Below are 25,799 nucleotides of genomic sequence, written 5' to 3'. Positions count from 1 at the left end.
TTGAAATTACAGCTCATCGCCGTCGGTACAAAAATGCCGGACTGGGTACAGACCGGCTTTATGGATTATCTTCACCGTTTTCCTAAAGATATGCCTTTCGAGTTAACCGAAATTCCCGCAGGAAAACGAGGAAAAAATGCAGACATCAAGCGTATTCTCGAAAAAGAAGGCGAATTGATGCTTGCTGCTGTTGGTAAAGGCAATCGCATCGTGACATTGGATATTCCAGGGGATCGTTGGGACACACCTAAACTTGCCGTTCAGCTGGATAAATGGAAACAAGATGGTCGTAATGTCAGTTTATTAATCGGTGGACCGGAAGGACTTGCACCTGCGTGTAAAGATGCTGCAGAGCAAAGCTGGTCGCTATCACCGTTAACACTACCCCATCCGCTCGTTCGCGTCCTTGTTGCCGAAAGTCTTTATCGGGCATGGAGTATTACGACTAATCATCCGTATCATCGGGAATAGTTAGGAATTAATTTGTACACAATGGCAATGGGATGAAACAACAACGCACCCCTTTTCGCGACCATACCGCAGAATCAGTTTTGTTTATTCGCCGAGCATTAATTGCTTTCGGCGTCATTGTCATACTTACCTCAATCCTCGTGACCAATTTGTATCATTTACAAATTGTCCGTCATGAAGATTACCAAACTCGCTCCAATGATAACCGCATTAAATTGGTGCCAATTGCCCCTAGCCGCGGCATTATTTATGATCGTAAAGGTACTCAGTTAGCCCTTAACAGCACTTTTTATCAGTTAGAAATCGTGCCTGAGAAAGTGGAAAACTTGCAGGAAACCCTTGACAAATTACGCGATGTGGTCGACCTCACAGACGAAGACATCACAAACTTCGAAAAAGAGCGTAAACGCTCCCGCCGCTTTACCTCAATTGCACTGAAAACTCAGCTGAACGAAGTTCAGGTAGCGCGTTTTGCGGTCAATCAGTACCGCTTTCCGGGATTAGAAGTCAAAAGCTATCAACGCCGTTCATATCCATACGGTTCAGCATTAACCCATGTCATTGGCTATGTTGCAAAAATTAACGATAAAGACGTTGAGCGCCTCGATAAAGATGGCTTGCTACCAAACTATGCCGCCAGTCATGATATCGGAAAATTAGGTATTGAGCGTTATTACGAAGATGTGTTGCACGGCAAAACAGGCTACGAAGAAGTTGAGGTGAATAGCCGAGGTAGAGTTATTCGTCAACTTCACGAACAACCACCTCAAGCAGGTCGCGATGTCTATTTAACTATCGACCTTGAATTACAGACCTACATCGAAAAAATTCTGACCACCAGCCGTGCTGCGGTCGTGGTTACCGACCCTCGTAATGGCGAAATCCTCGCTTTGGTATCAACACCTAGTTACGATTCAAACTTGTTTGTGAACGGAATTTCCAGCAAAGATTATCAAGAGCTACTAAATAACCCTAATAGACCGCTGATCAACCGAGCAACTCAGGGCTTATATCCACCCGCATCCACGGTGAAACCATTCATTTCAGTGGCAGCCTTGAGTGAAAAAGTGATTACACCGAATACCACTATCTATGATCCAGGTTGGTGGCAGCTCCCCGGCTCTGAAAAACGTTATCGTGACTGGAAACGTTGGGGACACGGCAAACTGAATGTGGTCAAATCCATCATTGAATCTGCCGATACCTTCTTCTATCAAGTGGCTTATGACATGGGGATTGATCGCCTGTCTGATTGGATGACTCGTTTTGGTTATGGCGAATACACTGGTATCGACCTTTCCGAAGAGCGTCAAGGTATTATGCCAACTCGTGAGTGGAAGCAAAAACGCTATAAAAAACCTTGGTATCAAGGGGATACTATCCCTGTTGGGATCGGTCAAGGCTATTGGACATCAACGCCAATTCAAATGTCTAAGGCGCTGATGACATTAATCAATGATGGTAAAGTGAAAACGCCACATTTGCTGTATGGAACTAAACTCGGCAATGCCATGGTGCCTTATGAAGATAAAGAAACCCGCCAGATTGGTGATATCCACTCAGGTTATTGGGAGCTAGCTAAGACGGGTATGTATGGTGTCGCCAATGCGCCGAATGGTACGGGTAAACGCAGCTTTGTTGGCACACCATATAAAGTGGCAGCGAAATCAGGAACAGCCCAAGTATTTAGCTACGAAACCTATAACGCAAGCAAATTAGCGGAACACCTGCGCGACCATAAACTCATGATTGCGTATGCCCCTTACGATAACCCCACAATTGCCGTTGCGATTATTTTAGAGAACGGTGGTGCAGGTCCTGCGGTCGGTGATATTGTTCGCCAAATCTTTGACCATGTCCTGTTAGGTGATAACAAGACCCAAGTTGAAACCTCGGGTGCCAGTGCAGAGGAAGATCGTTAATCATGACAGACGATAAACGAAAACTATCACTATCAACACGTCTGCACATTGATGTGCCAATGTTATTGATTATCATAGCATTGCTCGCGTATAGCGCATTTATTATGTGGAGTGCTAGCGGGCTAGACCCAGATATGATGGAAAGAAAATTGGGGCAAATTTTTTCTGGCTTCGTAGTCATGATCGTGATGGCGCAAATCCCCCCACGAATGTATGAAAGCCTTGCGCCACATCTGTTTATTTTCTGTGTCATATTATTGGTTTTTGTCGATGTATTTGGGCAAATCAGTAAAGGGGCTCAACGTTGGCTCGACCTAGGTTTTGTGCGTTTCCAACCATCGGAAATTGCTAAAATTGCCGTCCCCTTAATGGTGGCTCGCTTTATGAACCGAGATACATGCCCGCCTTCATTTAAAAACACCTGTATTGCACTTGTCTTTATCTTCGTTCCAACGTTGCTCGTCGCAGCACAACCGGATCTCGGTACTTCGATTCTCGTTGCCGCATCAGGTCTATTTGTTCTATTCCTAGCAGGAATGAGCTGGCGATTGATTGCCGTTGCTGCCGTTGCGCTCGCCGCCTTTATCCCAATGCTTTGGTTCTTCTTAATGCATGATTACCAACGTGCACGAGTCATGATGTTACTTGACCCAGAAAGCGACCCACTCGGTAAGGGATACCATATTATCCAGTCTAAAATTGCCATTGGCTCCGGTGGGTTAATGGGAAAAGGCTGGCTGGAAGGCACTCAATCCCAGCTAGAATTCTTACCTGAACGACACACTGATTTTATCTTCGCTGTATTAGCCGAAGAACTCGGACTCATTGGTGTATTAGTCTTACTGGCGCTCTACATTTTGCTCATCATTCGTGGGCTCTATATCGCCGCGAGTGCGCAAAACACCTTCGGGCGAGTCATGGTCGGTGGATTAATCCTAATCCTATTTGTGTATGTGTTTGTTAATATTGGCATGGTCAGCGGTATCTTGCCTGTCGTTGGTGTTCCCCTTCCCTTAGTCAGTTATGGTGGCTCCGCCTTAATTGTTTTAATGGCTGGATTCGGTATTATCATGTCTATCCATACCCACAGAAAATTTCTATCTAAGAGTTTATAACATGAGGCTTAGTATGCGTTTACAATGGATTATGCTCGCCATGGCAACCACATTGCTCAGTGGTTGTATTAACGAAGACGTTAAGCAGCAGCCAACAGTACCAACCAATATCCCAACACAAGATGTCTTGGGTGCTGAGCCACATTATGAACCTTATCACCCAACGGCGAATAATGATTACCAACGTAATGGTAAACAGTATCAAATCGTGCGTGATCCGGCGCAGTACTCTCAAGTTGGTTACGCATCAATTTATGGACAAGAAGCCTCTGGTCAACTGACAGCCATTGGTGAACGAGCGAACCCAGTAGAGTTAACAGCTGCTCACCCAACCCTGCCAATTCCAAGTTATGCACGTATTACCAATATGATGAATGGTCGCATGATGGTGGTGCGTATTAATGACCGAGGTCCATATACACCGGGTAAAAGCATTGCCGTATCTCGTGCGGTTGCAGATCGCTTAAATCTGATGACAACGACAAAGATTAAAATTGATGCTATCCAAGTTGCACCCGATGGCAGCTTATCGGGTCCCGGTACAGTAGGTTCAAACTTTGTTAAGCAAAGTTATGCGCTCCCCGACCGCCCACAGTTAGGGTCTGGTCCATTAGGCACGCCAGTGATGCAAGAATCCCCAGCACCAACAAATTCACTGCCCGTCCAACAACCTGTTGAACCCATGCAACCGGCTATGCCTGATATGAACATCAAGCCACAGGAACCGCAAGCTGCGCCACAAGCAACCGCAACAGAATCGGTCCCTGAGCGTGGATTTTTAGTCCAAGCTGGTGCTATCAGTAGTAAAGCGAATGCACAAAGCATGTTAGACAATTTAAAAAACCAGTTTAAGGTTCCAGGACGCCTGCAACCCTACAATGGCATCTACCGTGTTCAATTAGGACCTTTTGCAACCAGACAACAAGCCGTAGAGATTCAATCTCGCTTACAGTCCGAGCGTAATCAACAATCTATGGTTGTCGCGCCTTAGTCTCCCAATAGCCGAATAATTTACGTTGTAAGGGGAAATAAATCCTTATTTCCCCTGCAACTTGAAGTAGAACGGGTATAAACTAGCGTAAATTTACCTGCACAGCGCAAGAGCTTCTTTTATCTGCCTTTGAACTTTTGCTAAACTGCGCTTTCTTGTGTTAACCGAATGCCGGATATAATGATACAACCATGAAAAATGTCTTCCCATCACGCTATGTCTTTCTGTCACGCATTGCGCGCCAGACTGCCTTGGCTTCTGCACTGATCGTTTCTACTGCTAATTTTGCAAATGCAGATGAAGCATTTCCAAATACATCAATTCCCGCAGTGCCAGACATTGATGCGGCTGCCTATATCTTAATTGATTACAATTCAGGTAAAGTCCTTGCCGAAAGCAATGCAGACCAACGCCGCGATCCTGCCAGTTTGACCAAAATGATGACCAGCTACGTTATCGGTCAAGCCATTAAATCAGGCAAAATCGGTGCGAATGATATGGTTACGGTTGGCGATGATGCATGGGCGACAGGTAATCCAATCTTCAAAGGCTCATCATTAATGTTCTTAAAACCAGGGGATCGCGTGAGTGTTTCTCAGCTGACCCGTGGTATTAACTTACAGTCAGGTAACGATGCTTGTGTAGCAATGGCGGATTATGTTGCTGGTGATCAAGCTAACTTCGTTAACTTGATGAACACCTACGTAACTAAACTGGGTCTGCAAAATACCCACTTCCAAACGGTTCATGGTTTGGATGCCGCGGGTCAATACAGTTCTGCTCGCGATATGGCGTTGATTGGTCAAGCACTGATCCGTGATGTACCGGAAGAGTACGAAATTTACAAAGAAAAAGAGTTTACGTTTAATAATATCCGCCAAACTAACCGTAATGGTCTACTATGGGATAAAAGCCTCGCCGTTGATGGGATTAAAACCGGTCATACTGATGCAGCGGGTTATAACTTAGTGGCATCAGCGAAAGATGGCGATATGCGCCTGATCTCTGTTGTTATGGGTGGAAAAAGCAGTAAAGGTCGTGATGCAGAAAGCAAAAAACTGCTCACTTATGGCTTCCGCTTCTATGAAACAGTTAAGCCACTGCAAGCCGATGTTGAGTTCGCAACTGCTCCCGTTTGGTTTGGTGATGACAGCGAAGTTAAATTAGGCGTCGTTGAAGACCTTTACCTCACCATTCCTCGTGGTCGTTTAAAAGACTTGAAAGCAAGCTACGAATTAACCACAACTGAAATTGAAGCACCGCTGAAAAAAGGCCAGCAAGTCGGAACGATTAGCTTCCAATTAGACGGCAAAACAATTGAACAACGTCCTTTAACGGTATTAAAAGATGTTGAAGAAGGTGGCTTCTTCAGCCGCTTGATCGACTACATCAAACTATTATTCCATCGTTGGTTTAGTTAATACTTGAAATCGAAATAAGTTAACCCCATATAGTTTGTATCTGAAAGCCTGTAGTGAAATACAAACCCCTAGTGGGGTCATGAATTGGCTGGCGAAATCTATTTTCTTCCAGCCAATTTTTATACAGGCGCTAATTAATCTTTTAGGAGTGCCCATGAAAACGAAATTAGGTGAACTGCTTGAGTTCCCATGTCCATTGACCTACAAAGTGATGGGCCTAGCGCAGCCAGAATTAGTTGACCAAGTCATTGAAGTTGTTCAACGCCATGCTCCGGGTGACTATGCACCGGATGTGAAACCGAGCAGCAAAGGTAACTACCACTCAGTTTCTATTACGATTAACGCGACTCACATTGAGCAAGTTGAAACGCTCTACACTGAGTTAGGCGCATTAGAATTAGTCAAAGTTGTCCTGTAATGAACAGCGCAAAAAGCCGAGCCATGTGCTCGGTTTTTTATTGCTCGTAATGTTGAAATATACTGCAAAATAACACATTTATAACAAGCTAAACTGGTGGTAAAGCTTTCACAGCGTTATACTGCCATTCATCTTTACAGCCTGTGGACACCGAATTTTGTCGAAGAATAGCATCATCATCCGCGACTTAGGTCTGGCTCCCTACGAGAGCACATCTGAGGCAATGCATCAATTTACTGAATCCCGTACTTCTGATACCTGCGACGAAATTTGGCTGGTACAGCACCCTTCTGTATTTACTCAAGGGCAAGCAGGTAAAGCTGAGCATGTTCTCGCGCCAGGAAACATTCCTGTCATCCAAAGCGATCGAGGTGGACAAGTGACGTATCATGGTCCCGGTCAGCAAGTGATGTATGTTATGGTGGATTTAAAGCGTAGCCATATTGGTGTCCGTGAACTGGTTAGTGCTCTAGAAACCTGCGTGGTGAATACCCTCGCTCATTTTAATATCAGTGCGTACCCACGCCCTGATGCCCCCGGAGTGTATGTCAATGGAGACAAAATCTGCTCCCTTGGTTTACGCATCCGCAAAGGCTGTTCGTTCCATGGATTGGCACTGAATGTTGATATGGATTTAGAGCCTTTTAATCGCATTAACCCCTGTGGTTATAGTGAGTTGAAAATGACACAAGTGCGAGCACTGTCGCCAAATATTACATTAAGCGATGTTCAACCAGTGCTTATTAGTCAGTTCTGTGACACACTTGGATTTCATATTGTTCAATAATAATGCTATAATTTTTTAACATTTTTCAAAAAAATTTTAATGGCAAACAGATAACTGGAACCGGCACATTATGAGTAAACCAATTCAGATCGAGCGTGGAATTAAATATCGTGACGCCGATAAAATGGCACTGATCCCTGTTAAAAACGTGGTGACGGAACGTGAAGAAATTCTACGTAAACCTGACTGGATGAAAATCAGATTGCCAGCTGACTCTACGCGAATTCAAGGCATCAAAGCCGCAATGCGTAAAAATGGCTTGCACTCCGTCTGCGAAGAAGCGTCATGCCCTAACCTCTCTGAATGTTTTAACCACGGAACTGCCACCTTTATGATTTTAGGTGCAATCTGTACTCGCCGTTGCCCATTCTGTGATGTTGCCCACGGTCGCCCAAATGCCCCTGATGCCAATGAGCCTGAAAAATTAGCCCAAACTATCAAAGATATGGCTCTACGCTATGTGGTTATTACTTCCGTAGACCGTGATGATTTACGTGATGGCGGCGCACAGCATTTCGCTGACTGCATCAGTGCAATCAGAGAAAAAAGCCCATCGATTAAAATTGAAACGCTTGTACCTGATTTCCGCGGCCGTATGGATCGCGCATTAGAGATCCTTACCGCTACGCCACCGGATGTGTTTAACCATAACCTTGAAAACGTTCCACGCATTTACCGCCAAGTTCGCCCTGGCGCTAACTATGAATGGTCCTTGAAATTACTGGAAAAATTCAAAGAAGCACATCCAGAAATCCCAACAAAATCAGGTTTAATGGTTGGCTTAGGCGAAACCAATGAAGAAATTATCGAAGTTATGCGTGACTTACGTCGTCATGGCGTGACGATGTTAACATTGGGACAATACTTGCAGCCAAGCCGCCACCATTTACCCGTTAAGCGTTACGTCAGCCCTGCTGAGTTCGATGAAATGAAAGAAGCGGCTATGGATATGGGCTTCACACATGCAGCATGTGGTCCATTTGTGCGCTCTTCTTACCATGCTGACCTACAAGCAAAAGGTGAAGAAGTTAAATAATATTTACCATTTTACCCAACGATGCTTGCAGAAAAACCCTGATGATGCATATTGCACATTGGGGTTTTTTATTAATTATCTAATTTATCACTAATACAAATTATTATTCGGTGAATTTGATCAATAAAAAAACTCGCGCTAGCAATGCTAGTGCGAGTTTAGTGCTGTTCGTTTCTAAGTATTTAATTACAAAGAGACAACGTTAGCAGCTGATGGACCTTTCGCGCCTTCAGTGATTTCGAATTCGACTTTTTGGCCTTCTGCTAAGGTTTTGAAACCGTCGCCAGAAATCGCAGAGAAGTGAACAAAAACATCTTTGCTACCATCTTCTGGAGTGATGAAACCAAAACCTTTAGATTCATTGAACCACTTAACGTTACCTTTAACTTTAGACATCAAATTATTACCTTTAAAATAAAATAGACACACCATCTGTATCAAGCTCAGTACATCAGATATGTAACTTACTTGTCTACAACCTAGATCACGAAAATTGATTTAAATGATAAAAAAATATTATTTATCCACACGTTTCCCCAAAAAAACGGAAATAATTCTTATCAATAGTAATTAACGCAAAGATAAGTATTACTAATAGTTAATTTTTCAGCGTTTACTTCTCGTGAATAAGTAGCCAATCTTTAATATCCAGACCCCCTGTGTAACCCACCAATTTTCCATCATGCCCCAACACACGATGACAAGGCACAATCAATGAAATAGGATTACGGGAATTTGCCATTCCTACAGCTCGGCAATAGTTAACAGAACCTAATTTTAAGGCGAGATCTTTATAACTCCAGCGCTCACCATAAGGAATTTCGCACAAATGCTTCCAGACTTTTTTCTGAAACTCAGTACCTTGCGGATTCAGTGCGACAGAAAACACTTTCCGCTTATGATTGAAATATTCTTTTAACTCTTTAGCACACTGCTTTGAGAATTCGTTCTTCGACTCTTTCTCCGTTTTTTCATCAACAAAATAGATACTCGTCACACCTTCATCATCAGCCGTAATATGGATCCACGGTTTCGGAAAGTTTTCTGGGGCTACTAAATATTGATGGTACATAACATCTCCTCAAAAGGATTCACTTACCTGATTGTATATACAGTTATAAGGTAAATTATTTCTACTTTGCAATGATATTTTTTCTCAGTGTAGCTAACTGAATCATCTCCCCCTGAATTTTTTTATTTCCAATGTTAATAACAGCATAGCTAATAATTTGAATGATTATCATTCAAATTAAGAAATCACTATATATTGTGTGGTTGAAATATTTTTTATCAATATATAGGATCAAACCATCTTGGATACACCACTATCACGTAACTACCACGTTCTGAAAATATTAAGGTGAAAAAAATGACTGAGATTACCATTTATAGTAAGCCTAACTGCGTCCAGTGTAATGCCACCTACCAAGCTTTTGAACGCAAGCAACTTCAATATAAAGTCATCGACCTATCTGAAGATAATCAAGCCATTGAATTTATAAAAAACTAGGTTACCAACAACTTCCCGTTGTTATCGTGGGAGAGCAACATTGGTCAGGATTTCGCCCTGACAAAATCAATGCTTTGATTGAGTAAGTGAGGCTGATATGACCACACAGCCACTGATTTATTTTTCGAGCCATTCGGGCAGCTGCCATCGGTTTATCGAAAAATTACAATTGCCAGCAACCCGCATCCCCATCGGTCATTTACCTGAAAATGCCATTTTAGCAACTCAGCCTTATGTACTGCTGCTACCGACCTATGGTGGAGGCTCTTCCCATGGTGCAGTACCTAAAGAAGTTGTGCATTTTCTCAATATCCCAACTAATCGTGCGTTGATTCGCGGTGTTATTGCGGCAGGTAATACTAATTTTGGGGAAGCTTACGCGCTCGCCGGCAGCATTATTGCTCAAAAATGTGCTATTCCCTTCCTCTATCGCTTCGAATTATTAGGTACTGAGCGAGATGTACAGTCCGTAAAACAAGGATTGAAAACATTCTGGGAAAGCGCTCATACAAAGGAACCAATCAATGGATAACCCACAAAACAGCCGCAATGCGGATTATCATGCGCTAAATGCGATGTTGAACCTCTATGATAATGAAGGTCGTTTACAGTTAGATAAAGACAAGCAAGCAGCATATCTCTACTTCCGCCAGCATGTGAATCAAAACACCGTCTTTTTTCATGATTTAAAAGAGAAACTTGATTTTTTAGTGAATGAAAAATACTACGAAGAAGAGGTCCTCGCACAGTACGATTTTCCGTTCATTAAACAACTTTTCAAGCAAGCCTATGCTCATAAGTTTCGTTTTCAAACGTTCTTAGGCGCTTTTAAGTATTACACCAGCTACACACTTAAAACCTTCGATGGAAAACGCTATCTTGAACGTTACGAAGACCGCGTTTGCATGGTGGCACTCACCCTTGCACAGGGTTCTAAATCTCTCGCCTCCCTCTTCGTAGATGAAATCATCACTGGGCGCTTCCAACCTGCAACGCCAACGTTTCTCAATTGTGGGAAGAAACAGCGCGGGGAGCTAATATCCTGCTTTTTACTGCGAATTGAAGACAACATGGAGTCTATCGGGCGCTCAGTGAATTCAGCACTACAACTGTCTAAGCGCGGGGGTGGTGTTGCTTTCTTGATGAGTAATTTACGCGAACAAGGCGCCCCGATTAAACAGATCAAGAACCAATCCTCTGGCGTCGTACCTGTCATGAAAATGCTGGAAGATGCATTTTCCTATGCAAATCAATTAGGGGCGAGACAAGGTGCAGGTGCCGTTTATCTTCATGCTCACCATCCTGATATCCTGCGCTTTTTAGATACTAAACGGGAAAATGCGGATGAAAAAATTCGCATTAAAACACTCTCTCTTGGAGTCGTGATCCCTGACATTACATTCCAGCTCGCGAAAAATAATGAAGACATGTACCTATTTTCCCCTTATGACATTCAAAAAATCTACGGGGTACCCATGTCAGAAATCAGTGTTACAGAAAAATACCACGAAATGGTGAACAACAAAGCCATCAAAAAATTCAAAATTAATGCGCGGGAATTTTTCCAAACTATCGCTGAAATCCAATTTGAATCAGGCTATCCGTATATTTTATTTGAAGATACCGCGAATCGTGCCAACCCCATTGCTGGGCGCATCAACATGAGTAATTTATGCTCTGAAATTCTACAAGTAAACCAAGCCAGCCAATATGAAGATGATTTAAGTTACCAAGAAATTGGTAAAGATATTAGTTGCAACTTAGGCTCTATGAATATCGCAAATACCATGGATTCACCAGACTTTGCATTGTCGATAGAAACCGCTATCCGCGCTCTAACTGCGGTTTCAGATATGAGCAATATTGGCTCAGTTCCTTCTATTGCTAAAGGTAACCGACAATCCCATGCCATTGGTCTTGGTCAAATGAACTTGCATGGTTTTTTAGCCCGAGAACATATCCACTATGGATCTGAAGAAGGATTAGATTTTACTAATATTTATTTCTATACCGTGGCTTACCATGCCTTAAAAACATCAAACCAATTAGCCATTGAACGCCAACAAACCTTTGATGGCTTTGAATCATCCTCCTACGCTAGCGGCGAGTATTTTGATAAATATATCAACAACACATGGTTACCAAAGACTCAAACCGTTCAGGAATTATTCCGACGCTCGGGCATCGAAATACCCACACAAGCAAACTGGCAAGCCTTAAAGCAGTCAGTGATGACCAATGGAATGTATAACCAAAACTTGCAAGCGATCCCACCAACAGGATCTATTTCCTATATCAACAATTCGACCTCCAGCATTCACCCTGTAGTTGCTCCTATCGAAATTCGTAAAGAAGGCAAAATTGGGCGTGTTTACTATCCCGCACCATTTATGACCAATGAAAATCTTCAGTTCTACCAAGATGCCTATCAAATTGGTCCAGAAAAAATCATCGATACCTATGCAGAAGCGACCCAGCACGTTGACCAAGGTTTGTCGCTAACACTGTTTTTTGATGGTAATGCAACCACCCGCGATATCAATAAAGCGCAAATCTATGCCTGGCGAAAAGGAATAAAAACCTTGTATTACATTCGATTACGCCAAACTGCTCTCGAAGGTACCGAAGTAGAAGGCTGTGTTTCCTGCTCACTGTAAAAGGATAAAGAATATGACCACCAGCACGCCTAATCGCCCAATTCAAGCAATAAACTGGAACCGTATTCAGGATGATAAAGACCTCGAAGTATGGAATCGGCTAACCAGTAACTTTTGGTTGCCAGAAAAAATTCCACTGTCAAACGATACTGTTTCATGGAATACACTAAAAACAGACGAGCAACAGCTCACCATTCGTGTATTTACGGGATTAACACTTCTGGACACCATCCAAAATACTGTTGGTGCGCCTTGCTTAATGGAAGATGCACAAACGCCCCATGAAGAAGCCGTTCTCTCCAATATCAGCTTTATGGAAGCGGTACACGCACGTTCCTATAGCTCGATTTTTTCTACATTATGCTCCACCGTAGATGTTGATGAAGCTTATCGCTGGAGTGAAGAAAACACTGCATTACAAAATAAAGCTAAAATTATTCTTTCTTACTATTGCGATTCCCATCCACTCAAGAAGAAAGTCGCCAGCGTTTTTTTGGAGTCCTTTCTATTTTACTCTGGCTTTTATTTGCCAATGTACTGGTCAAGCCGTGGGAAACTGACCAATACCGCAGATTTAATTCGGCTGATCATTCGCGATGAAGCCATTCATGGCTACTACATCGGTTATAAATTCCAAAAAGCGCTAGCTCATTACTCAGAACAAGAACGTAATGAAATTAAAGATTTCACTTTCTCATTGCTACTTGATTTATATGAAAATGAAATCAAATATACTCAAGAGTTGTATGATGGTGTTGGCTGGAGCGAAGACGTCAAAAGTTTCCTACACTATAACGCCAATAAAGCGTTGATGAACTTGGGCTATGAAGCACTATTCCCAGACTCAATTACACAAGTGAGCCCTGAAATTTTGTCCGCACTTTCACCTGACGCCAATGAAAACCATGACTTTTTCTCTGGCTCTGGCTCATCCTATGTCATTGGCAAAGCGGTGAGTACTGAAGATGATGATTGGCTTTTTTGAATAACATCAACAAAAATATCACGCATCAATGTTCTGAAAAAAATAATAAAATAACCTCATGCATTAACTCATTGAACAATAATGGTGGGTTAGGCTTAAAGCCTGCCCACTGAATAATAAATTAACACTTATATTCGAAGCATAATGAGCATAAAAACACCACAAGCGGAACTGACTACGGGCTTAACGCTCTTAATGGCAATTGCCACCGGACTCGTCGTTGCCAGTAACTATTACGCGCAACCTCTACTCGATACCATCGCACTCCAATTTAACCTCACCACTAACATGGCTGGGTTTATTGTGACGGCAGCTCAATTAGGCTATGCCGTTGGGTTACTATTTTTAGTTCCTCTCGGTGATCTTTTCGAACGAAAAAAGTTGGTCATCATCATGACGACATTGTCAGCGAGTGGTTTATTAATCACGGCGCTTTCTGACAATATTTGGCAAATTTTGCTCGGTACGGCTTTAACCGGATTATTCTCCGTTGTCGCGCAAGTCCTTGTTCCTATGGCTGCCTCTATTGCGAAACCGCATCAAAGAGGGAAAGCTGTCGGAACAATTATGAGTGGGCTACTTTTAGGTATTTTACTTGCCAGAACTATCTCTGGCGGGGTTGCCATGATCGGGGGATGGAGAGCCATTTACTGGGTCGCCTTTGGATTGATGATGATCCTCGTCCTTGTTTTAGCGCTCAAACTACCCCGCTATCACCAAAAAACTGATCTTAACTATTTTCAGCTCATCTGCTCCATTGGACGCCTGTTTTTTACAACCCCCGTATTAGGAACTCGAGCTTTACTTGGAGCCTTAACTTTTGCAAATTTTGCTCTGTTATGGACTGCCATGGCATTCTTGCTTGCTAGCCCCCCATTCAATTATTCGGAAGGGACTATCGGACTATTTGGTCTTGTTGGTGCGGCAGGAGCATTAATGGCAACTCAAGCGGGTCGCTTAGTTGATAAAGGCAAAGGTAAATTAATCACGACCCTTGGCTTAGTGTTACTACTGTTATCTTGGATCCCCATTGGCATAGCGAAGTATTCGTTAATTGCCTTTATTATCGGTGTATTAGTCCTTGATTTGGCGGTTCAAGCCGTGCATGTCACAAACCAAAGTACCCTTTATCGTATTATGCCTGAAGCACGTAACCGCTTAACCGCAGGTTATATGACCAGTTATTTTATTGGTGGTGCATTAGGTTCATTACTTTCAGGATATGCATATGAACATGCGGGCTGGCTAGGCGTTGCAATTTCAGGGGCGGTCTTGACCGGAATAAGCTTAATCATTTGGGCTATTGGTGCTCGATTTGATCCAAAAATTACTTCAGAGCAATAAATACATTTAATTCTCTCAATGCATAGCCGCTAAATAGATTGCGGTTATGCATATCCAGCTCACTTAATATCAATCACATTCTTTCCTGGTCCATTATTTAACCTATTATTATGTGGCTATGATAATAATCATCTTATCAAATAGCTAACAATGATAAATAATTAGTGCAAGGTATAATTTACTTAGAAAAAGTTAATTAGTGACACAGTTAAGCAAAAAGTATACCTTCATCAAATGGTATACTTCTTGCCCATAAAATATTAACCCAGTATCACTCAGTACCCTAGGCTCCTTCTCTTGGTATTTACCCCCAAAAAGAGAGATCCTTCTATCTTGTAATTATTGAGTAATAAAAAAAATGGTATTGAGTTAATGCGATGTGATTATATATTGTTTTATATGATTTTATTTGTCGTATAAAACGCAATTATACTTTGATCTATTTATCTGCACGATAGTAAGAAAGCAGTGATTGTTAATTGAACTATACTAAATGCGTTAAAACACATTCATAAAATTTATGAATGATGTATCATTGTCAAAATAAAATGGATGAAATTAATTAAGTATAATTGCTAATTCTATCTTTTAATATACCATTCACATGGTTGATTGCAGTTGAAACATTACCAACTGAAACTAATAAGGTATCCAAATAATGGAAAGTTCATTTACACCGACAGAAGAATTACTTAACGCCCGTGTCGCGCAACAAGTTTCACTGGAAAATACCATTCCTTACCAAGAAATTTTATTAACGCGCCTGTGCATGCACGTGCATGGAAAACTGTTGGAATCACGTAACAATATGCTAAGAGCTCAAGGAGTCAACGAAACGCTGTTCATGGCGTTAATGATCCTTGATACCAAAGATTCTCATAGCATTCAGCCATCTGAACTTAGTGCAGCATTGGGATCTTCACGCACTAACGCTACGCGTATCGCAGATGAATTAGAAAAGAATGGCTGGATTGAACGTAAAGAAAGTCATAATGACCGTCGTTGCTTACACCTGCATTTAACTGAAAAAGGCTCTGAGTTTTTAAGCGGATTATTGCCACCACAACATAAAGCCTTAATCGATATTTGGTCGGCATTAGACACTGATGAAAAGCAGCAGCTTGATAAATTAATGCGCAAGTTACTCATCAAGCTTGATAGTATCAAAGAGTGATTATATTAACCACAATAAATTAATGGTTAATGTTTTTGAGGCATTCTGTGGTTTAAACTGAAAAAAAACCTTTTCACTCACTTATATTTCATTATCCTTTCAGTGATATATTGCTACATCCCATCGAGCAACGAAATCATTTGTCGTCTTAGTTTCCAGTAGTTAATACTAACTGCTGGAAACAGCCGTTATTTTTATCCATTGAATATGGGGAACCATCAGTATGAGCGCCCGCGAGGATCTACCGGAAACGCAAACACCGCCATTAAACAAAAAAAGACAGCGCAGAAATGCTCTCATGTTCTTAACCTTTATTTTTGTCACTATTGGCATCGGGTGGACGGCATACTGGTATATTGTCCTACGCCATTACGAGTCCACAGATAATGCTTATGTAGCCGGAAATCAGGTTCAAATCCAAGCTCAAATATCAGGCAGCGTCATGACGGTCAACGTCGACAATACCGATTTTGTTAAAAGCGGAACGGTATTAGTGGAACTCGACCCTCGAGATGCTGAATTAGCTCTCGAAAAAGCAAAAACTGAACTTGCTAACAGTGTTAGACAATCCCAGCAGCACATAATCAATAGTCGACAATTTCAAGCTAATATTGATGTTAAACGCTCTGAACTATCCCGTTTGCAAAATGATTTAAAACGTCGTGAAGTTCTAGGAAATAGTAATCTGATTGGAAAAGAAGAACTACAACACGCGAGAGAAGCGGTCGTCAGCGCTAAAAGTGCTTTGGATGTGGCAATTGAGCAATATAATGCCAACCAAGCCATCGTGCTCAATACCGCCCTAGAAAAACAACCTCTCGTTGAACAAGCGGCAACACAAGTGAGAAATGCGTGGCTTGCTCTACAACGAACCAAAATTGTCAGCCCTGTGGATGGCTACGTGTCACGCCGCAGCGTACAAGTCGGCTCGCAAATCACGCCAAATACCCCATTAATGGCAATCGTGCCATCTAGCGGTATGTGGATTGATGCCAACTTTAAAGAAACACAACTTTCCAGCATGCGGATTGGTCAGCCCGCAAAAGTCACGACCGATTTCTATGGTAAAAATGTGGTATTCAACGGTACGGTCGTTGGATTAGATATGGGTACAGGTAGCGCATTTTCATTATTACCTGCGCAAAACGCCAGCGGTAACTGGATTAAAGTAGTACAACGCCTCCCGGTACGTATTGCTCTTGACGAGGCTCAGTTAGATGAATACCCATTACGTATTGGGCTTTCTACGGAAGTTGAAGTGGATACCGCCAACAAAGACGGGAAAGTGTTATCAAAAGGTCTACGTGATGCACCGGCTTACCACACGACGGCTTTAGCTGTGGATATGTCTCCTGCTGACAAGATTGTTGCTGAGATTATTCAGAATAATGCCGGCAATAAGTAAACGGAGACTCTGACGTGACAAATGCACCGTTAACTGGCTCAAAATTGGCTTGGATGACGATTGCCTTATCTTTGGCAACTTTCATGCAGGTATTGGATTCGACCATTGCTAACGTCGCTATCCCCACTATTGCGGGTAATCTGGGTGCATCTAACTCACAAGGCACATGGGTGATTACGTCGTTTGGCGTAGCGAATGCTATCTCTATCCCTGTCACTGGTTGGCTAGCTCGCCGTATTGGTGAAGTTCGACTCTTTTTATGGTCTACAGGGCTTTTCGCACTCACCTCATGGTTATGTGGGATCTCTAACAGCTTAGAAATGCTCATCTTATTCCGCGTATTACAAGGTTTAGTTGCAGGTCCTCTGATTCCGCTTTCCCAAAGTTTATTGCTAAACAACTATCCTCCAGCCAAACGCAGTATGGCGCTTGCATTATGGTCAATGACCATTGTTGTCGCCCCTATCTGTGGACCTATTCTTGGTGGATATATCAGTGATAACTATCACTGGGGATGGATTTTCTTTATTAACGTGCCATTTAGTATCGCCATTATTTTTGCCATCATGCGAACCTTAAAAGGACGTGAAACAAAAATATCCATCAAACCAATTGATACAGTTGGACTTGTCTTACTGGTCGTCGGTATTGGCGCACTCCAAATTATGCTCGACCAAGGGAAAGAGCTTGATTGGTTTAATTCAACAGAGATTATTGTTCTGACAGTGATTGCAGTTGTCGCAATTGCCTTCTTGATTGTTTGGGAGTTAACAGATGAACATCCTGTAATCGACCTTTCACTCTTCAAAGAACGCAATTTTACCATTGGCTGCTTAGCGCTCAGTTTGGCATATATGCTCTATTTCGGCACTATCGTTCTATTGCCGCAATTACTCCAAGAGGTATACGGCTATACGGCAACTTGGGCAGGCTTAGCATCGGCACCGGTCGGTCTATTGCCTCTTTTAATCACGCCTATTATTGGTCGCTTCGGTAACCGTATCGATATGCGTTACTTAGTTACCTTCAGCTTTATTATGTATGCAGTGTGTTATTACTGGCGAGCTTATACCTTCGAACCAGGAATGGGATTCGCGGCGGCTGCATGGCCTCAGTTTGTTCAAGGCTTAGCGATTGCCTGCTTCTTTATGCCACTAACAACCATTACGTTATCAGGCTTACCACCTGAAAGAATGGCGTCAGCATCTAGCTTATCTAACTTTACGCGAACATTAGCTGGGGCAATTGGTACCTCTATCACAACCACTCTGTGGACACAACGTGAAGCGATGCACCATGAAAACTTAACGGAATTTGTTAATCCATATAATCCTAATGCTCAACATATGTACAGTGAGCTCGCGCAAATAGGCATGAATGAGCAGCAAAGCGCCGCTTATATTGCACGCTCAATCACAGAGCAAGGGCTAATTATTTCGGCGAATGAGATTTTTTGGATGTCCGCGGGGGTCTTTATTCTACTCATGGTCATAGTTTGGTTTGCGAAACCACCATTCGGCGCAGGATCGAAAGAGGGTGGAGGCGGCGCTCACTAACCCCTATTCTCGCTATCATGTTGAAACGAAAAAAAACCATACACAATTTTGTGTATGGTTTTTTCTTTAAGCTCATGCTAATGCACGATTACTTAACTTTGTTTTGTGACCACCACTGAGATAGCATGATACCGGTTGCCACAGAAACGTTCAGGCTTTCAACTTTACCTGTTCCGCCAATGTACAAACTCATATCGCCCTGATCCCAAGTGCTATCACTTAATCCATCACTCTCTTGACCTAACACCAGCACCATTTTCTTCGGTAATTGAACTTTAGCAATATCCTGACTACCTTTATGGCTTGATGTGGTGACAATGGTATAGCCCGCTTGACGGAACTTATCCAATGTTGTCGTGAAGCCATCCGCGTCAATCGCTTTAATATGCTCAGCACCACCTTCAGCAGTACGAATTGCCGCACCAGACTCTAACATTCCGGCATCTTGTAAAATTACGCCTTTCACGCCAAAGTGAGCACAACTACGCATGATCCCGCCAAGGTTATGTGGATTACCCACATCTTCCAATGCTAAAACACAATCGGTATCTACCGCATTTTCTAAGTAAACCTCAGCCGCCATACCACCACGTTTTTTAATGATGAAGCACACACCACCATGGTGTTCAGTACCAGATGCTTTCGCAAGCTCTTCTTCATCAACAACATGGTATGCTTTACGGTTTGCCGCCATCCATTTTAATGCATCACGAAAACGGGGAGTCACTGACTGTAAGAACCACGCACGAACAATGCCGTCTGGACGGTTTTTAAACATCGCTTGGCAAGCATTTTCACCATAAATGCGCGTCTCTTCTTGACGCTGTTTACGCAGTTGTTCAGGGTCAATTTGGCTTTTCCCTGAAATACCACCATGGTCATTTTCTAATTCATCACTACCTGGTTTTGATACAGTACGCCATGGTGACTGCTCGCGAGGTGCGCTATCACGTGGGTTGGAACGTCTATCGCTGTCAGAACGTCTTTCTGAACGACCACCTTCTGGGCGGTTTGAACGACCTGAACGATCGTTGCGATCGTTACGCCCACCAGAACGTTTGTCACCGCGTCTATCATCGCGCTTATCATCACGACCGCTGCGGCGCTTATCATTACCTTTATTATTGTCCTGCTCTTCGCTACGGACATACATCACTTTTACTTTGCCGTTTTTACCACTAAAATCATTCGTGTCGTTCATCGCTATCCCCTACTAAGCTATGGCGCGAAGATTACATGAAGTTGCAAAGCTACGCTACCGATCCTCACTATTATCTCACCGAAAAGTTGTTGAATATACTTCTATCGTATGCAAATCGTTTTGCGTACAATATGCCCCTTATTTTGTTGCAATGAAAAGTACCCTATCAACCATGAGTCAGAACGCTGTCTATCTCCTGCGCCAACAACGCTTAGCTCTTTCAACAAAACCTTTTAAAGCAAGAGGTTGTCGAGTAAAACGTTGCCATTTTTGCCTACTACCTGTTCCACAATGTTTATGTGAAGAGACTGTTTCTGCGCAAGCAAAAAGCCAATTTTGTCTCATTATGTTTGATGGTGAGGTTTTTAAACCTAGCAATACAGGAAAACTGATTGCGGATGTACTTCCTGATACGCAAGCTTACCAATGGTCCAGAACAGATCCTGATAGCCAGTTATTAGCGATACTGCAAGATCAGACTAGACAACCTTATCTGATTTTCCCAGAAAGCTACGCACAAAATGATCGTATTGTTGTTAACCAACCGACGCTTTCCCACAAACCTGCATTGTTCATCTTATTAGACGGAACTTGGCCGGAAGCCCGTAAAATGTTTCGAAAAAGTCCTTACTTGGACCAAATTCCCATGCTATCCATTAACACCAAAGCGAGAACAGATTACCTCCTACGTATCCCATCAAGGGAAGAGCAACACTGTACGGCTGAAGTCGCCGCCACTGTATTGGAACAAGCTGGGGATATCGATGCATCTCAAAAGTTATTTGCTCATTTTAATCTGTTTCGCCACAAATACTTGGAAGGAAAACCCCACCACCCGACCGCTCAAATGCTCCTATCTCAGCCCTTAAAATAACGCTTATTAGGTATTCTTTACGTTATTTATACATCGCGCTTTCCAGCAATTTATATTTTGAAAATCACCTTCACAACAAAACGTGAGGGTGCTTGTATTATTCAATAAAATTCCCTCTATAAACTGGCGCTTCTCCCAATATACGGCATAGTATTGCTTACGAACTCAAGATCAATTGGGCGGTATTTACGCTCACCACATAAAAGGTTTGCCAGCATGGGGTTAGTGAGTCAACTAGAGTCATTATTTAGGCCAAAATCCATCGTTGTCGTAGGCGCTTCAGAAGATCCTAGCCGAGCAGGTTCCGTCATGATGAAGAACTTACTGAGCAGTGGCTTTAAAGGTCCTATCCTGCCCGTTAATCCGAATAGAAACTCTATTCTTGGCGTCCTCGCTTACCCGTCAATTGATAAACTGCCATTAAAACCTGATCTTGCCGTCATCTGTACCCACTATTCTCGTAACACCGAATGCTTACGGCAACTTGGAGAAGCTGGCTGTAATGTTGTGATCATACTGTCATCCCCTTCTATTCAGTTTAACGAACTGAAAAAAGTGGCGCAGCAATACCAAATTCGCTTGCTAGGTCCCAATAGTTTAGGCTTCTTTGCCCCATGGCAAGGACTCAATGCCAGCTTTTCCCCTATTCCTATTTTAAAAGGCAAATTAGCGTTTATTTCACAATCTGCCGCAGTTTCAAACACCGTATTGGATTGGGCGCGTCACCGAGATATCGGTTTTTCGTATTTTATTGCTCTAGGAGATAGCATCGATATTGATATCGATGATCTGCTGGACTACCTAGCCCGAGATAGCAAAACCAGCGCAATTTTGCTGTATTTAGAAAATATCAGTGATGCAAGGCGCTTTTTATCTTCATCTCGTAGTGCATCACGTAATAAACCAATTTTGGTTATCAAAAGCGGTCGCACTCGAAAAGCACAAGAATTACTTGGTGAAAAACCAAGTTTAGATGCCGCCTATGATGCGGCTATCCAACGCGCAGGTTTACTGCGAGTACAAGATACCCATGAAATGTTTTCGGCAGTCGAAACTCTAAGCTATATGACCCCACTGCGAGGGGAACGTTTATCAATAATGAGTAATGGCTCCGCACCTGCTGCGATGGCACTTGATGAGTTACTACTGAGAAATGGAAAACTCGCGAAACTTGGCGTAGAAACAGAAAATGAATTAAGCTCCTTGCTCCCTCTCGATTTATCAACGCAAAATCCAATTGATCTCGGCGATGATTCCACGGTAGATAGATACCTTAACGTATTGAACAAAATGCTCGATAGCCACGATCATGATGCATTGCTTTTGATCCACACACCCAGTGCCATAACCCAAAGCAAATCTATGGCAGAAAAAGTGATTAAAGCAATTAAACAGCATCCACGAGGAAAATGGCTAACGATATTAACAAATTGGTGTGGGGAATATACATCCCAAGAGGCAAGAAGGCTCTTTAGCGAAGCAGGTATTCCAACTTATCGAACACCTGAAGGTGCTATTACTGCCTATATGCATATGGTGGAATATCGTCGTAACCAAAAACAATTAAAAGAAACCCCTGCCCTTCCTATCGGGATTACTGCGAATACTCAGCAAGCCCATACATGCATTATGCAGGCAATTGAAAATAACAAATTACATTTGGATACCCATGAAGTTCAGCCTATTTTAAAAGCTTATGGATTAAATAGCCTACCAACATGGATAGCGCATTCTAGTGAACAAGCTGTTGAAATTGCTGAAAAGATTGGTTATCCCGTTGCATTGAAATTACGGTCCCCTGATATTGTGCACAAATCAGAAGTTCAAGGGGTTATGCTCTATTTAAGGAATGCCAAAGAAGTTGCAGAGGCAGCTGATGCGATCATAGAACGCGTTTCTACCAACTTCCCTCAAGCACGGATTGAAGGCTTATTAGTACAAAGTATGGCGAATAGAGCCGGTGCTCAAGAGCTCCGTATTGCGGTAGAATTGGATCCCGTATTTGGTCTACTAATCATGCTTGGTGAAGGTGGTATTGAATGGCAGCAAGAGAGCCAAGCAGCCGTCGCGCTTCCTCCACTGAATTTAGCTCTGGCGCGTTATTTGGTCATCAATGCCATTAAAGGACATAAAATTAAAGCCCGTAGTGCTTTAGAACCATTAGATATTCCAGGGCTAGCTAGCTTACTGGTTCGGGTCTCTAATTTAATTATTGATTGCCCTAATATCAGCCGATTGGATATACACCCGCTGCTAGCCGCAGGCGATGAATTCACATTGCTTGATGTTTCAATGACATTAAGCTCTACAACTGATAGCCCAAATACTCGACTTGCCATTCGCCCATATCCAAATGAATTAGAAGAGACAATCCACCTAAAAGATGATCTGACTTGCTTGCTAAGACCGATTCTTCCGGAAGATGAGCCTTTACTGAAATCCTTTATTGAACAAGTCACCAAAGAAGATCTGTATTACCGCTATTTTAGTGAAATTAGTGAGTTTACTCATGATGATCTCGCCAATATGACTCAAATAGACTATGACCGAGAAATGGCATTTGTCGCCGTTAAAAATAGCAAGACACAACCTGAAATTATTGGCGTTACCCGTGCGATGGCGGATCCTGACAATCAAGAAGCAGAATTTGCAGTGTTAGTTCGTTCAGATATGAAAGGGCAAACTCTAGGCTATCAATTGATGCAAAAGCTTCTGAATTACACCCGCGCACATGGTATTAAAAAATTGACCGCAATCACCATGCCAGAAAATCGCAATATGATCAGCTTGGCAAAAAAACTAGGGTTTCAAATTGATGTTCAATTTGAGGATGGTGTCGTGAATCTGACCCTGCATCTATAATAAAATTTAGGAATACACTGTAATCTGCATGGTAAGCAAACCAATTACCAATTTATTCCTAATGAACGATGTAAATATGATATCATCGACAGATCATTCGCTTAAATATTTGTATAAAGCGATTTGCTATTAGACTAACAAGAGAAAATTCACACTGTGATGTTGTCAAAATTAAAACAAGCAAAACATCAACAACACTTGGCAAATATGCCTAAATTGTCTCAGTCAGTTGATGATGTTAAAACGCTCTATAAGACGGAAGATTTTCGTGGTGCTCTGCTTGAACAAATCTCGCAAGCTAAAAATACAGTCTACATTACGGCGCTGTATTTAGAAAAAGACGATGCGGGTAAAGACATTCTTCATGCTTTGTATGCTGCTAAGCAAGCAAATCCTAATCTAGATATTAAAATTTTAGTTGATTGGCACCGAGCTCAACGAGGGCGTATTGGTGCAGCAGCTAATCTCACTAATGCCGATTGGTATTATGAAGTCTCTCAACAATACCCTCATATTGAGATTCCTGTTTTTGGAATTCCTGTTAATACACGGGAGGCATTGGGCGTACTACATTTAAAAGGCTTCTTATTTGATGATACATTGCTATATAGCGGTGCAAGTATCAACGATGTGTATTTACATCGTCATGAAAAATATCGCTATGATAGATATCACCTGATCAAAAATAGCCATCTCACCGCGACGATGAAGAAATTCATTGATGACTCTCTTCTATCATCAGATGCTATTCATCTACTCAATACGCCTAATCGACCAAAAACTGCGGAATTCAAAGGGTTAATCAAACAATTTCGTTTATCATTACGTGGGGTAAACTACCAATTCGTAGGAAATGCTAGTAATGATGAGCTCGCTGTTATCCCCTTTGTTGGTCTAGGTAAAAAGAATGAGTTAAACCGTACGATCACACATTTAATGAGCTCAACCTCTGAAAAGCTGACCATCTGTACACCATACTTTAATTTACCTGCCGTTTTGGTCAGGATTATCAGTAAATTACTGCGTGATGGAAAAAAAGTTGAAATTATTATTGGTGATAAAACGGCTAACGATTTTTATATCCCGCCAGAAGAACCATTTAAGATTATTGGTGCATTACCTTATCTCTATGAAATAAACTTGCGCCGTTTTGTCAGCCGCTTACAACGCTTCATTGACAGTGGGCAACTGACTGTTCGTTTATGGAAAGATGGTGATAATACCTACCATCTCAAAGGAATGTGGGTTGATAATCAGTGGCAATTGATTACAGGTAATAACTTGAATCCACGAGCTTGGGGATTAGATCTGGAAAATGCTGTTTTGATCCACGATCCGAAACAGCAACTCCAAGAACAACGCCAACATGAGTTAGATTGTATTCGCACTCATACTAAAGTTGTTCATCACTACCGTGAATTGGACAGCATTCAAACTTACCCGGTTAAAGTGAAAAAGCTGATCCGCCGATTACGACGGATCCGCGTCGACCGCCTAATTAGTCGAATACTTTAATTATTATCTCTTTAAAGCGCCGATCATGTGGCGCTTTTTATTATCTATTGAACTCTAACTCACGAGTTGTTGTAGAGGCTCAAGATATGTCATCTATCACATATAAACCATTAGCTTTAATTTTTTCATTAATAATCATCACTGGCTGCTCAGGGTTTCATTGGTCAAATGATAACTGGAAAGGTAAGGATAAAGCACAACATTTCGCCTTTTCAGCTGCGATGGCAGCTGCAGGAAACGCTTATGCCGATAGACAAAACATGCAACATAGACAAGCAGCCCAATTCGGCATGGTATTCTCTATTTCTCTAGGGGCAGCAAAAGAATTCTATGATAGCCGCCCATCGGGTACTGGCTGGAGTTTGCATGATTTTGCTTATGATATCGCTGGGGCTGTTGCAGGTTATACGCTCTACCAAAACTTTAAATAGTATTCATAAGATTTAAAATCTGACGCAGCAGGTAAGAAATAGGTACAGGTACAGGAAGTGATCTTTGAAATAGCATGTTACTGAAAAACAAAAACCCCGTGATTTTCATCACGGGGCTTGCTAT

The 25,799-nt window shown here is 42.3% G+C and carries 22 protein-coding genes and 1 pseudogene; 20 read left to right on the top strand and 3 right to left on the bottom strand.

All coding sequences use genetic code 11. The annotated features are described in order from the left end of the window. From rlmH to lipA, 8 genes are all read left to right on the top strand, one after another. Positions 1 to 471, top strand: coding sequence for a 23S rRNA (pseudouridine(1915)-N(3))-methyltransferase RlmH (gene rlmH / locus PROVALCAL_RS18795; RefSeq protein WP_006660942.1), 471 nt, complete (start codon positions 1 to 3; stop codon positions 469 to 471). Between the two features lie 32 nt (positions 472 to 503). Next, on the top strand, positions 504 to 2,393 hold the full coding sequence (mrdA, locus tag PROVALCAL_RS18790; protein WP_006660941.1) for a peptidoglycan DD-transpeptidase MrdA: 1,890 nt from the start codon (positions 504 to 506) through the stop codon (positions 2,391 to 2,393). Positions 2,394 to 2,395: 2 nt separating this feature from the next. After that, the gene (gene mrdB, locus PROVALCAL_RS18785) at positions 2,396 to 3,508 is read left to right on the top strand and encodes a peptidoglycan glycosyltransferase MrdB (RefSeq protein WP_006660940.1); all 1,113 of its coding nucleotides are present in this window, start codon (positions 2,396 to 2,398) and stop codon (positions 3,506 to 3,508) included. A 13-nt stretch (positions 3,509 to 3,521) separates the two neighbouring features. Then, positions 3,522 to 4,499 carry an endolytic peptidoglycan transglycosylase RlpA gene (rlpA, locus tag PROVALCAL_RS18780; protein ID WP_039862481.1) on the top strand — a complete coding sequence of 326 codons (978 nt, stop codon included), beginning with the start codon at positions 3,522 to 3,524 and terminating at the stop codon, positions 4,497 to 4,499. A gap of 191 nt (positions 4,500 to 4,690) precedes the next feature. Then, positions 4,691 to 5,920, top strand: a complete 1,230-nt coding sequence (dacA, locus tag PROVALCAL_RS18775; RefSeq protein ID WP_006660938.1) for a D-alanyl-D-alanine carboxypeptidase DacA — start codon at positions 4,691 to 4,693, stop codon at positions 5,918 to 5,920. A 154-nt stretch (positions 5,921 to 6,074) separates the two neighbouring features. Continuing rightward, positions 6,075 to 6,338 carry a DUF493 family protein YbeD gene (ybeD, locus tag PROVALCAL_RS18770; protein WP_006662335.1) on the top strand — a complete coding sequence of 88 codons (264 nt, stop codon included), beginning with the start codon at positions 6,075 to 6,077 and terminating at the stop codon, positions 6,336 to 6,338. A 157-nt stretch (positions 6,339 to 6,495) separates the two neighbouring features. Beyond that, positions 6,496 to 7,125: a lipoyl(octanoyl) transferase LipB gene (gene lipB / locus PROVALCAL_RS18765; protein ID WP_179897764.1), complete on the top strand. Its 630-nt coding sequence runs from the start codon at positions 6,496 to 6,498 to the stop codon at positions 7,123 to 7,125. A 70-nt stretch (positions 7,126 to 7,195) separates the two neighbouring features. Beyond that, a complete protein-coding gene (gene lipA / locus PROVALCAL_RS18760; protein WP_006660935.1) occupies positions 7,196 to 8,161 on the top strand; it encodes a lipoyl synthase in 966 nt (321 codons plus the stop codon). Between the two features lie 186 nt (positions 8,162 to 8,347). On the opposite strand, the gene cspE is transcribed toward lipA, so the two are convergent. Beyond that, positions 8,348 to 8,557: a transcription antiterminator/RNA stability regulator CspE gene (cspE, locus tag PROVALCAL_RS18755; protein ID WP_006662336.1), complete on the bottom strand. Its 210-nt coding sequence runs from the start codon at positions 8,555 to 8,557 to the stop codon at positions 8,348 to 8,350. A 217-nt stretch (positions 8,558 to 8,774) separates the two neighbouring features. Further along, entirely contained in the window at positions 8,775 to 9,233 is a 459-nt protein-coding gene (locus PROVALCAL_RS18750) for a methylated-DNA--[protein]-cysteine S-methyltransferase (protein ID WP_006660933.1), read from the bottom strand. A 297-nt stretch (positions 9,234 to 9,530) separates the two neighbouring features. Here PROVALCAL_RS18750 and nrdH point away from each other — a divergent pair. From nrdH to emrB, 8 genes and pseudogenes are all read left to right on the top strand, one after another. Beyond that, positions 9,531 to 9,757 (top strand): annotated as a pseudogene (gene nrdH, locus PROVALCAL_RS18745) (glutaredoxin-like protein NrdH). 11 nt (positions 9,758 to 9,768) lie between these two features. Further along, a complete protein-coding gene (nrdI, locus tag PROVALCAL_RS18740; protein WP_006660931.1) occupies positions 9,769 to 10,203 on the top strand; it encodes a class Ib ribonucleoside-diphosphate reductase assembly flavoprotein NrdI in 435 nt (144 codons plus the stop codon). Further along, complete coding sequence (nrdE, locus tag PROVALCAL_RS18735) at positions 10,196 to 12,328, top strand: class 1b ribonucleoside-diphosphate reductase subunit alpha (RefSeq protein WP_006660930.1); 2,133 nt, start codon at positions 10,196 to 10,198, stop codon at positions 12,326 to 12,328. Before nrdI ends, nrdE begins: the two co-directional genes overlap by 8 nt. 13 nt (positions 12,329 to 12,341) lie before the next feature. Next, complete coding sequence (gene nrdF / locus PROVALCAL_RS18730) at positions 12,342 to 13,313, top strand: class 1b ribonucleoside-diphosphate reductase subunit beta (protein ID WP_006660929.1); 972 nt, start codon at positions 12,342 to 12,344, stop codon at positions 13,311 to 13,313. 144 nt (positions 13,314 to 13,457) lie between these two features. Then, positions 13,458 to 14,657: an MFS transporter gene (locus PROVALCAL_RS18725; protein ID WP_006660926.1), complete on the top strand. Its 1,200-nt coding sequence runs from the start codon at positions 13,458 to 13,460 to the stop codon at positions 14,655 to 14,657. A gap of 658 nt (positions 14,658 to 15,315) precedes the next feature. Continuing rightward, positions 15,316 to 15,831, top strand: a complete 516-nt coding sequence (mprA, locus tag PROVALCAL_RS18720; RefSeq protein WP_006660925.1) for a transcriptional repressor MprA — start codon at positions 15,316 to 15,318, stop codon at positions 15,829 to 15,831. A 223-nt stretch (positions 15,832 to 16,054) separates the two neighbouring features. Further along, on the top strand, positions 16,055 to 17,236 hold the full coding sequence (emrA, locus tag PROVALCAL_RS18715) for a multidrug efflux MFS transporter periplasmic adaptor subunit EmrA (protein ID WP_006660924.1): 1,182 nt from the start codon (positions 16,055 to 16,057) through the stop codon (positions 17,234 to 17,236). A 14-nt stretch (positions 17,237 to 17,250) separates the two neighbouring features. Next, a complete protein-coding gene (gene emrB / locus PROVALCAL_RS18710) occupies positions 17,251 to 18,792 on the top strand; it encodes a multidrug efflux MFS transporter permease subunit EmrB (protein WP_006662343.1) in 1,542 nt (513 codons plus the stop codon). 88 nt (positions 18,793 to 18,880) lie between these two features. Here the strand turns inward: emrB and PROVALCAL_RS18705 are convergent, their stop codons facing one another. Then, positions 18,881 to 19,993, bottom strand: a complete 1,113-nt coding sequence (locus tag PROVALCAL_RS18705; protein WP_006660922.1) for a tRNA/rRNA methyltransferase — start codon at positions 19,991 to 19,993, stop codon at positions 18,881 to 18,883. A 172-nt stretch (positions 19,994 to 20,165) separates the two neighbouring features. Between PROVALCAL_RS18705 and PROVALCAL_RS18700 the strand changes: the two genes are divergently transcribed. From PROVALCAL_RS18700 to PROVALCAL_RS18685, 4 genes are all read left to right on the top strand, one after another. Then, entirely contained in the window at positions 20,166 to 20,867 is a 702-nt protein-coding gene (locus PROVALCAL_RS18700; protein WP_006662345.1) for a tRNA-uridine aminocarboxypropyltransferase, read from the top strand. A 216-nt stretch (positions 20,868 to 21,083) separates the two neighbouring features. After that, complete coding sequence (locus tag PROVALCAL_RS18695) at positions 21,084 to 23,729, top strand: bifunctional acetate--CoA ligase family protein/GNAT family N-acetyltransferase (protein WP_006660920.1); 2,646 nt, start codon at positions 21,084 to 21,086, stop codon at positions 23,727 to 23,729. Positions 23,730 to 23,888: 159 nt separating this feature from the next. Then, positions 23,889 to 25,244, top strand: coding sequence for a CDP-diacylglycerol--serine O-phosphatidyltransferase (pssA, locus tag PROVALCAL_RS18690; protein WP_006660919.1), 1,356 nt, complete (start codon positions 23,889 to 23,891; stop codon positions 25,242 to 25,244). A gap of 86 nt (positions 25,245 to 25,330) precedes the next feature. Continuing rightward, complete coding sequence (locus PROVALCAL_RS18685) at positions 25,331 to 25,675, top strand: YfiM family lipoprotein (protein WP_006660918.1); 345 nt, start codon at positions 25,331 to 25,333, stop codon at positions 25,673 to 25,675. Positions 25,676 to 25,799 lie beyond the last annotated feature (124 nt).

Origin of the sequence: Providencia alcalifaciens DSM 30120, assembly GCF_000173415.1 — a bacterium.
GTDB lineage: Bacteria > Pseudomonadota > Gammaproteobacteria > Enterobacterales > Enterobacteriaceae > Providencia > Providencia alcalifaciens.
The sequence above is the reverse complement of the archived record's forward strand: the minus strand, read 5'-3'. Positions and strand labels throughout refer to the sequence as shown.